1 rRNA gene is annotated in these 1,430 nt (G+C 53.5%); it reads left to right on the top strand.

Annotated features, from left to right (window positions below):
- Positions 1 to 1,398, top strand: a 23S ribosomal RNA gene (locus tag BLO97_RS30430); the annotation flags it as partial.
- Between the last annotated feature and the right edge of the window lie 32 nt (positions 1,399 to 1,430).

The raw sequence follows: 1,430 nt of genomic DNA on the forward strand, positions 1-1,430 counted from the left end.
TAAGGCCGAGAGCTGATGACGAGTTACCCTTTGGGTGACGAAGTGGTTGATGCCATGCTTCCAAGAAAAGCTTCTAAGCTTCAGGTAACCAGGAACCGTACCCCAAACCGACACAGGTGGTTGGGTAGAGAATACCAAGGCGCTTGAGAGAACTCGGGTGAAGGAACTAGGCAAAATGGCACCGTAACTTCGGGAGAAGGTGCGCCGGTGAGGGTGAAGCACTTGCTGCGTAAGCCCACGCCGGTCGAAGATACCAGGCCGCTGCGACTGTTTATTAAAAACACAGCACTCTGCAAACACGAAAGTGGACGTATAGGGTGTGACGCCTGCCCGGTGCCGGAAGGTTAATTGATGGGGTTAGCTAACGCGAAGCTCTTGATCGAAGCCCCGGTAAACGGCGGCCGTAACTATAACGGTCCTAAGGTAGCGAAATTCCTTGTCGGGTAAGTTCCGACCTGCACGAATGGCGTAACGATGGCGGCGCTGTCTCCACCCGAGACTCAGTGAAATTGAAATCGCTGTGAAGATGCAGTGTATCCGCGGCTAGACGGAAAGACCCCGTGAACCTTTACTATAGCTTTGCACTGGACTTTGAATTTGCTTGTGTAGGATAGGTGGGAGGCTTTGAAGCGTGGACGCCAGTTCGCGTGGAGCCATCCTTGAAATACCACCCTGGCAACTTTGAGGTTCTAACTCAGGTCCGTTATCCGGATCGAGGACAGTGTATGGTGGGTAGTTTGACTGGGGCGGTCTCCTCCTAAAGAGTAACGGAGGAGTACGAAGGTGCGCTCAGACCGGTCGGAAATCGGTCGTAGAGTATAAAGGCAAAAGCGCGCTTGACTGCGAGACAGACACGTCGAGCAGGTACGAAAGTAGGTCTTAGTGATCCGGTGGTTCTGTATGGAAGGGCCATCGCTCAACGGATAAAAGGTACTCCGGGGATAACAGGCTGATACCGCCCAAGAGTTCATATCGACGGCGGTGTTTGGCACCTCGATGTCGGCTCATCACATCCTGGGGCTGAAGCCGGTCCCAAGGGTATGGCTGTTCGCCATTTAAAGTGGTACGCGAGCTGGGTTTAGAACGTCGTGAGACAGTTCGGTCCCTATCTGCCGTGGACGTTTGAGATTTGAGAGGGGCTGCTCCTAGTACGAGAGGACCGGAGTGGACGAACCTCTGGTGTTCCGGTTGTCACGCCAGTGGCATTGCCGGGTAGCTATGTTCGGAAAAGATAACCGCTGAAAGCATCTAAGCGGGAAACTTGCCTCAAGATGAGATCTCACTGGGACCTTGAGTCCCCTGAAGGGCCGTCGAAGACTACGACGTTGATAGGCAGGGTGTGTAAGCGCTGTGAGGCGTTGAGCTAACCTGTACTAATTGCCCGTGAGGCTTGACCATATAACACCCAAGCAATTTGTATGCTCCAAGCC

This window comes from Pseudomonas sp. NFACC05-1, assembly GCF_900100135.1.
GTDB classification, from domain to species: domain Bacteria; phylum Pseudomonadota; class Gammaproteobacteria; order Pseudomonadales; family Pseudomonadaceae; genus Aquipseudomonas; species Aquipseudomonas fluorescens_Q.